The sequence below is a fragment of the Flavobacterium sp. AJR genome, from assembly GCF_002156885.1.
Lineage (GTDB): Bacteria > Bacteroidota > Bacteroidia > Flavobacteriales > Flavobacteriaceae > Flavobacterium.
In genome coordinates this window covers 1-7785 of sequence record NZ_NCWQ01000148.1, presented here as the reverse complement: position 1 = coordinate 7785, position 7785 = coordinate 1, and the positions used below count along the sequence as shown (strand labels likewise).

Genomic DNA, 7785 nt, shown 5'->3' with positions numbered 1-7785 from the left:
CTGAAGCTGAAAATAAAAAATTAATTGAAGCGTTGAAGCTATTAAACTAAAAAACAGGCCACAGATTTTTTAGGACTTTGAGAAAGAGTTGCTAACTTAGATTATCTATAAAGGGACGCGGATGATACGGATTTACAAAAGTAAAGCCGCGGATTAAAACTGATTTAAAAACAATCAAAAATAAAATCCGTCCCGACGCTTCGGGATCGTGTTTTCGCGATAGCGAATCCGCATAATCCGCGTTCCTTTCGCAAAGAGTTAGATTGAATTTCACAGATTAAACGGATTATTAAAGTTTCTCCTAACTAAAAGAAATCTTCTTAATCCTTGAAATCAGTGGCAAAAAAAATATAAACCATGAAAAAAGTACTTTTTATAGACCGTGACGGAACGATGGTTCTTGAACCAGCAGATTACCAACTGGATAGTTTTGATAAACTGGAATTTTATCCAAAAGCGTTTCAATATCTGGCTAAAATTGCCAATGAATTAGATTATGAGTTAGTAATGGTAACTAACCAAGACGGATTAGGAACTGATTCTCATCCTGAAGATTCATTCTGGCCAATACATAATTTTATTATGAAGGCGTTTGAGAACGAAGGAGTTACTTTTAAAGCTGTTTTTATAGATAAAACTTTCCCGCATGAGAACGCAATAACGCGCAAACCAAGAACGGGAATGCTTACTCAATATCTTGATAATCCAGAATATGATCTGGTAAATTCATTTGTGTTAGGAGATCGTTTAACAGATGTAGAATTGGCTAAAAACCTAGGTTCTAAAGCTATTTTTATCAATACCGATGAAGGATTGGGAAGCACAGAAGTAGCTTCAAAAAGAGAAGAATTAGATCCTGTTATTGCACTACAAACCACCGATTGGAAGACTATTTACGAATTTTTGAAGCTAGAAGCACGCTCGGCTACAATCACCCGTAAAACCAATGAAACTGATATTTATATTAATCTGAATCTTGACGGAACTGGAAAAAGCAAAATCGAAACTGGAATTGCATTTTTTGACCATATGCTGGATCAAATTGCACGTCACGGACAAATGGATCTTGAAATTCTCGTAAAAGGAGATCTCGAAGTCGATGAGCACCATACAATCGAAGATACTGCAATTGCTCTGGGTGAAGTTTTTGCCAAAGCATTAGGAAACAAATTAGGAATCGAGCGTTATGGATTTTGCTTACCAATGGATGACTGTTTATCGCAAGTTGCTATAGATTTTGGAGGAAGAAACTGGTTGGTTTGGGAAACTGAATTTAAACGTGAAATGGTAGGGAAAATGCCGACTGAAATGTTTTTTCATTTCTTTAAATCATTCTCGGATGGTGCCAAAGCAAATATTAATATCAAAGCCGAAGGAACAAACGAGCATCATAAAATTGAAGCGATTTTTAAAGCTTTCGCGAAAGCAATAAAAGTTGCCGTAAAAAGAGATACCGAGAAAATGATTTTACCATCTACAAAAGGAATGTTGTAAAAACGCAATAGGCAGTAAGCATAAGGCTTAAAGCTTAAAGCATAAAGCTTTTTTAATGAAAATAGTAATTATAAATTACGGTGCAGGAAACATACAAAGTATCATGTTCGCAATCGAAAGATTAGGATTTAAGGCTACTTTGAGTAATAATCCTGACGAAATACAAGCGGCAGATAAAGTTATTTTCCCCGGAGTTGGCGAAGCAAGTTCGGCAATGGAAAAATTAATTGAGAGCGGCTTAAATAATTTGATTCCAAATTTAAAACAGCCCGTTTTAGGTATTTGTTTGGGAATGCAGTTAATGTGCAAATCATCTGAAGAAGGAAATACCAAAGGTTTGGAAATATTTGATGTCGATGTAATAAAATTCACCCCTTCGGTAAAAGTGCCACAAATGGGCTGGAATAATATTTATAATTTGCAATCGCCTTTGTTTACAGGGGTTAATGAAAACGAGTATATGTATTTAGTGCATAGTTTTTACGCGCCACTTTGCAAAGAAGCAATCGCTACAACAAATTATGAAGTAGAATACGCATCGGCTTTACAGAAAAATAATTTTTACGGAACCCAATTTCACCCTGAAAAAAGCGGTGATATTGGAGAACAGATTTTGTCGAATTTCTTAAAATTGAATGATTTAATAATTTAAATATTGAAAAAATCCAACAATCTTTAAATTATTAAATTTTTAAATCTTTTAATAAAAAAACATGAGAATAATACCAGCCATAGATATCATCGAGGGAAAATGTGTTCGCTTATCCAAGGGCGATTACAATACTAAGATTATTTACAATGAAAATCCGCTAGAAGTAGCCAAATCGTTTGAAGCACACGGAATAGAATACCTACATTTAGTAGATTTAGATGGTGCAAAATCCAGCCGAATTGTGAATTATAAGATTCTGGAAGAGATTGCTACAAAAACAAGTTTAAAAATTGATTTTGGAGGAGGATTAAAATCCGATGCTGATTTAAAAATTGCTTTCGAAAGCGGTGCAAACCAAATTACTGGTGGAAGTATCGCAGTAAAAAACAGAGAAATATTCGAAAAATGGATTGCCGAATACGGTTCTGATAAAATAATTCTTGGAGCTGATGCTAATAACGAAAAAGTAGCTGTTTCGGGTTGGCTAGAAGATTCTAATGAAGATTTGATTCCATTTATTCAAGAGTATCAAAGTAAAGGAATCCAGTACGTAATATGCACCGATATAGCCAAAGACGGAATGCTTGAAGGTCCAAGTTTTGATTTGTATGCTAAGATTTTAGAGAATTGCAACGCTATATCGAGTGGAGTTGGAATAAAACTAATCGCATCTGGTGGAATTTCAACCTTTGACGAATTACCAAAACTAGCCGAATTAGGTTGTGAAGGAACAATTATAGGAAAAGCAATTTACGAAGGAAGAATTTCCTTAAAACAACTAGAGAACTATATAATTAGCAAATGAGATAATTTGATAATTAGATAATTTTATGCTTTGTGAAATAATTATCTAATTGACAAATTCTCTAATTAACACATTAGATAAATGTTAACAAAAAGAATAATCCCTTGCCTTGATATAAAAAACGGAAGAACTGTAAAAGGTGTAAATTTTGTAGATTTACGTGACGCGGGAGATCCAGTGGAATTAGCCAAAATATATTCAGACGAAGGTGCTGATGAATTGGTTTTTTTAGATATTTCGGCAACCGAAGAAAGACGCAAAACCTTAGTTGATTTAGTTCGAAAAGTAGCTTCGACAATAAATATTCCGTTTACCGTAGGTGGTGGAATCTCATCTGTTGAAGATGTTGAAATTTTGCTGAATAATGGTGCAGATAAAGTTTCTATTAATTCTTCTGCAGTAAAAAATCCGCAGTTAATTAATGACTTAGCACAAAAATTCGGAAGCCAATGTGTGGTTGTGGCTATAGATGCAAAACAAATTAAGGATCAATGGATTGTGCATTTAGTAGGCGGAAAAGTTCCTACTGAATTAAACCTTTTTGATTGGGCTGTAGAAGTTGCCCAACGTGGTGCAGGCGAAATCTTGTTTACCTCAATGGATAATGACGGAACTAAAAACGGATTTGCAAACGAAGCTTTGGCTAAACTTTCAGAATTGGTAAATATCCCGATAATAGCATCAGGAGGAGCAGGAAACATCCAGCATTTTGTAGATACTTTTAAAGTCGGGAAAGCCGACGCAGCATTGGCGGCAAGCGTTTTTCATTTTAAAGAAATTGAAATAAAAGCTTTAAAACAAGAACTTAAAAATAACAATATTGAAGTAAGGCTTTAAGTGAAATATTTATAACACAAACCAATATATGCAGAACAAAGACAAAATAGAAATTGCAATGAGTAAAGGTAAATTGATAAAATTATTATTTTTTTCAATCCTATTTTTAGTTGCAAGCCTTTGGATATTATTGTATCAACCCGAAGTAAGTAATCCGATTTTTAATAATTTAATTATAAAAAATACAGCCTCTGTTTTAGGTAGTTTAATGGGATTGGGCGGCATATATTTCTTCACAAAAAAAATATTAGACAAAAAACCGGGAGTTATTATTGATAATATGGGAATAGTCGATAATTCTTCGGGAGTTTCAATAGGAAGAATACCATGGTCAGATGTTATGGCTGTTGCCGAACGAGCAGTTATAACTCAAAAATTTGTTACCATTTATCTTAAAAATCCAGAAGATTATATTAATAAAGAAACTAATTCGATTAAAAGAAAAATGCTTAAAATGAACTTTAAAGAATCCGGTTCGCCAGTAAGTATTTCTGCGAATGGACTTAAAATTCCTTTTATCGAACTGAAATATAATATAACACAGAAATTTGAAGAATTTCAAGCTAATGAAATTAAATCATCTTTAAATTCTTAAATTTTTTAATCTTTAAATAAAAAAATGAAAATAGATTTCTTAAAAAATAGCGACAGATTAATTCCGGCAATAATCCAGGATAGCGAAACCAAAAACGTGTTAATGCTTGGTTACATGAACGAAGAAGCGTATCAAAAAACAATCGAAACTCAAAAAGTTACATTCTACAGCCGTACCAAAAAACGATTGTGGACAAAAGGCGAGGAGAGCGGTAACTTTTTGCACTTAAAAAGTATCAAAAACGACTGCGATAACGATACACTTTTAATACAGGTACAACCCGAAGGACCAACCTGTCATACAGGTGCAGACACTTGCTGGCAAGAAGAAAATAAAACTAATTACGGATTTATTTCGGATCTTGAGGATACAATTAAATCAAGAAGAGAAAACGCCGATTCTGAGAAAAGTTATGTTGCTTCCTTATTTAAATTAGGCATTAACAAAATTGCCCAAAAAGTAGGGGAAGAAGCCATAGAAGTGGTTATCGAAGCCAAAGACGATAATGATGATTTATTCCTGAGCGAAAGTGCCGATTTACTTTTTCACTATCTAATATTACTACAAGCCAAAGGTTTCCAGATAGAAGATGTTGTAGAAGTATTAAAAAAACGTCAGAAGTAGATTATTAGGGAACAGCAACCTTTGTCAAAGTTCAAACTTTGACAAAGGTCTCTAAGACGCACTGCGGTGCGCCTCTACGGAAAACTTTTGTCCCTTTGCGCCTCAGAACCTTAGTGCCTTTAGCCTTACTCCATAAATTCAAAAACCTTAAACTGATCAGGCTGATGAAATCCAAATTGTGAGCCGTCATAAGGGGAAATTGCCTGATATTCGGTTTCATTACCATAATCGATTCTAAAAAGATTTCCTTTCCATTTTGTACCAACTACAGGAATAGTAAAACCTGCATCTTTAACAGCAGTTAAGCTAGAAAACGGAATCATGATTTCGGTATCATAACCGTCTTTGTTAATTTTACTGGCGGTTTTTAGCCCAGTAATATCTAATGAAATATCGGTGTCCCAGCCACCGCAAGAGGGTGAAATACAATGAATAATCATATCATAATTGCTTGAAAAAGCATTAACACCAATCTCGATATAGTTTTCAGAATCTCCATCGGGATCCAGAAATAACTCAACCAAATCATCGGTGTTAAATATTTGAGTATCATGATTTATAGCCGAGCCAATAATTTTGGAATCTTTACTCTTATACCCCAAATATAAGTTTTCATTATCCCAAGAAAGAGAAACATACGTTTCCTGAGTCGCTTTTACTCCAGAATCATGTATAACAAATGGGCCAATAAAAGGAGTGTTCCAATCGGATAAATCACCATCGATAGTAATAGCATTCGTTATTCGATGAATAGGAATATTTTGAGAATAAGATAAAAATGAAAAATGAAATACTACAAAATAAAATAAATGGGAGAGCTTCATAACGAGGATTATAGCTTTGTATCTTGCTAAAATAAGCAAGAAAATTTAGATAACAATAGTTAAATATTTCAATAATTTTAAAAATGAAAACTATCACGAATTTAATTCGATTAGTTACATTTGTTGAAATAAAAATTAATACCAGAAAATTATCTATTATCCAAAAACTGAAATTCATGAAAAAATGTTTTAGCGTTATCTTTTTCGCAGCATTTGTTTTTAATTACGCAAGTGCACAAGGGCTTCTCAATAAGTCCGAAACTGCCTTTACAAGACAAGATACCTTACGCGGTAGTATTACCAAAGAGAGAGCTTGGTGGGATTTAAAATACTATCATTTAGATGTAAAAGTAAATCCAAAAGATAGTACGATTACGGGATCAAATACTATACGATATACCGTTTTGCAGGATTACAACAAAATGCAAATCGATTTGCAAAAACCAATGGATATCTACAAAGTTATCCAGGATGGTAAAGAATTAAAATTTGAAAGAGAAGGGAATGCTTTTTTTGTTCAATTAACGGCAAGCCAAAAAGTTGGCGAAGTAAAAGAAATAAAAGTATTTTTTGGAGGTAAACCAAAAGTTGCAGTAAGACCACCATGGGATGGAGGAATTACTTGGAAAAAAGATAGTAAAGGCAATGATTTTATCGCCTCATCATGCCAAGGATTAGGCGCTAGCGTTTGGTGGCCTTGTAAAGATCACATGTATGATGAAGTCGAAAATATGCTTATTAGTGTAAACGTTCCCGGACATTTAATGGATGTTTCTAATGGTCGTTTGCAAAGTGTGAAAAAATTAAAAGACGGTACAAAAACGTATAACTGGTACGTTGCAAACCCTATTAATAATTACGGAGTAAATATAAATGTTGGAGATTACGTTAATTTCTCGGAAAAATATAAAGGAGAAAAAGGCGATCTGGATTGTAACTATTATGTTTTAAGAGAAAACTTAGAAAAAGCTAAAATACAATTTAAAGACGCACCAAGAATGCTTAAAGCCTTTGAGCACTGGTTTGGTCCTTATCCTTTTTACGAAGACAGTTATAAACTGGTAGAAGCTCCTTATTTAGGAATGGAACACCAAAGTAGTGTAACTTATGGTAATGAATATAAAAATGGTTATCTGGGACGTGATTTAAGCGGAACAGGTTGGGGATTAAAATTTGATTTTATCATTATTCACGAATCAGGACACGAATGGTTTGCTAATAATATTACCTATAAAGACATTGCAGATATGTGGGTTCACGAAAGTTTTACCAACTATTCAGAAAGTCTGTTTGTAGAATATTATTATGGTAAAGATGCTGGTGCAGAATATGTAAGAGGTTGCCGAAAAGTTATCCGTAACGACAAACCAATCATTGGTAATTATGAGGTAAACAATGAAGGTTCTGGCGATATGTACCAGAAAGGAGCCAATATGTTGCATACAATACGTCAGTTAGTAAATAATGATGAAAAATGGAGAGCTATTTTAAGAGGATTAAATGCTACATTTTATCACCAAACAGTTACAACACAACAAATAGAAGATTATATGAGTAAAGAAGCTGGAATAAACTTAACTCCAGTATTTAATCAATATTTAAGAACAACGATGATTCCAACATTAGAGTATTACTTTAAAGGAGAGCATTTAACATATCGTTGGTCAAATGCAGTGGCAGGATTTAATATGCCAATAAAAGTTACTCTAAACGGTGTTGAAACTTGGCTAAAACCAGTTGCCGAATGGAGTAATCTAAAAGTAGCATCTGGAAAAACAGATTTAAAATTAGATATCAATTTTTATGTTGCCGAACTTAATATTACAAAATAAGAACTTGCATAAAACCTATACAAAGGCTTCCAAATTGGAAGCTTTTTTTTATTGAGAATAATTCAAGATTTTTTACTATAAAGCTATTATTTGTTATAAAACTTACAAATTAATTATGTTAT

The 7785-nt window shown here is 33.3% G+C and carries 8 protein-coding genes; 7 read left to right on the top strand and 1 reads right to left on the bottom strand.

What is annotated here, in order from left to right; all coding sequences use genetic code 11:
• Window positions 1-357: 357 nt before the first annotated feature.
• The 6 genes from hisB (at window position 358) to hisIE (ending at window position 5007) form a co-directional block, all read left to right on the top strand.
• Window positions 358-1494, top strand: coding sequence for a bifunctional histidinol-phosphatase/imidazoleglycerol-phosphate dehydratase HisB (hisB, locus tag B8T70_RS22820; protein WP_086896346.1), 1137 nt, complete (start codon window positions 358-360; stop codon window positions 1492-1494).
• Between the two features lie 55 nt (window positions 1495-1549).
• On the top strand, window positions 1550-2146 hold the full coding sequence (hisH, locus tag B8T70_RS22815) for an imidazole glycerol phosphate synthase subunit HisH (RefSeq protein WP_086896345.1): 597 nt from the start codon (window positions 1550-1552) through the stop codon (window positions 2144-2146).
• A gap of 61 nt (window positions 2147-2207) precedes the next feature.
• Window positions 2208-2951: a 1-(5-phosphoribosyl)-5-[(5-phosphoribosylamino)methylideneamino]imidazole-4-carboxamide isomerase gene (hisA, locus tag B8T70_RS22810; protein WP_086896344.1), complete on the top strand. Its 744-nt coding sequence runs from the start codon at window positions 2208-2210 to the stop codon at window positions 2949-2951.
• An 81-nt stretch (window positions 2952-3032) separates the two neighbouring features.
• On the top strand, window positions 3033-3788 hold the full coding sequence (gene hisF / locus B8T70_RS22805; RefSeq protein WP_086896343.1) for an imidazole glycerol phosphate synthase subunit HisF: 756 nt from the start codon (window positions 3033-3035) through the stop codon (window positions 3786-3788).
• A 28-nt stretch (window positions 3789-3816) separates the two neighbouring features.
• Window positions 3817-4383 (top strand): STM3941 family protein, encoded by a 567-nt coding sequence (locus B8T70_RS22800; RefSeq protein ID WP_086896342.1) that lies wholly within the window; start codon window positions 3817-3819, stop codon window positions 4381-4383.
• A gap of 24 nt (window positions 4384-4407) precedes the next feature.
• Complete coding sequence (hisIE, locus tag B8T70_RS22795) at window positions 4408-5007, top strand: bifunctional phosphoribosyl-AMP cyclohydrolase/phosphoribosyl-ATP diphosphatase HisIE (protein WP_086896341.1); 600 nt, start codon at window positions 4408-4410, stop codon at window positions 5005-5007.
• Window positions 5008-5132: 125 nt separating this feature from the next.
• Here hisIE and B8T70_RS22790 read toward each other — a convergent pair whose 3' ends face one another.
• Complete coding sequence (locus tag B8T70_RS22790; RefSeq protein ID WP_086896340.1) at window positions 5133-5831, bottom strand: carbohydrate-binding family 9-like protein; 699 nt, start codon at window positions 5829-5831, stop codon at window positions 5133-5135.
• 176 nt (window positions 5832-6007) lie between these two features.
• On the opposite strand from B8T70_RS22790, the gene B8T70_RS22785 reads away from it, so the two are divergent.
• A complete protein-coding gene (locus B8T70_RS22785; protein WP_086896347.1) occupies window positions 6008-7663 on the top strand; it encodes a M1 family metallopeptidase in 1656 nt (551 codons plus the stop codon).
• Window positions 7664-7785: the final 122 nt, after the last annotated feature.

Excerpts from the sequence above, each read along its gene's own strand:
- hisF (WP_086896343.1), top strand. The coding sequence starts at position 3,033 with ATGTTAACAAAAAGAATAATCCCTTGCCTTGATATAAAAAACGGAAGA.
- B8T70_RS22785 (WP_086896347.1), top strand. The coding sequence starts at position 6,008 with ATGAAAAAATGTTTTAGCGTTATCTTTTTCGCAGCATTTGTTTTTAAT.
- hisIE (WP_086896341.1), top strand. The coding sequence starts at position 4,408 with ATGAAAATAGATTTCTTAAAAAATAGCGACAGATTAATTCCGGCAATA.
- B8T70_RS22790 (WP_086896340.1), bottom strand. The coding sequence starts at position 5,831 with ATGAAGCTCTCCCATTTATTTTATTTTGTAGTATTTCATTTTTCATTT.
- hisB (WP_086896346.1), top strand. The coding sequence starts at position 358 with ATGAAAAAAGTACTTTTTATAGACCGTGACGGAACGATGGTTCTTGAA.
- hisH (WP_086896345.1), top strand. The coding sequence starts at position 1,550 with ATGAAAATAGTAATTATAAATTACGGTGCAGGAAACATACAAAGTATC.
- hisA (WP_086896344.1), top strand. The coding sequence starts at position 2,208 with ATGAGAATAATACCAGCCATAGATATCATCGAGGGAAAATGTGTTCGC.
- B8T70_RS22800 (WP_086896342.1), top strand. The coding sequence starts at position 3,817 with ATGCAGAACAAAGACAAAATAGAAATTGCAATGAGTAAAGGTAAATTG.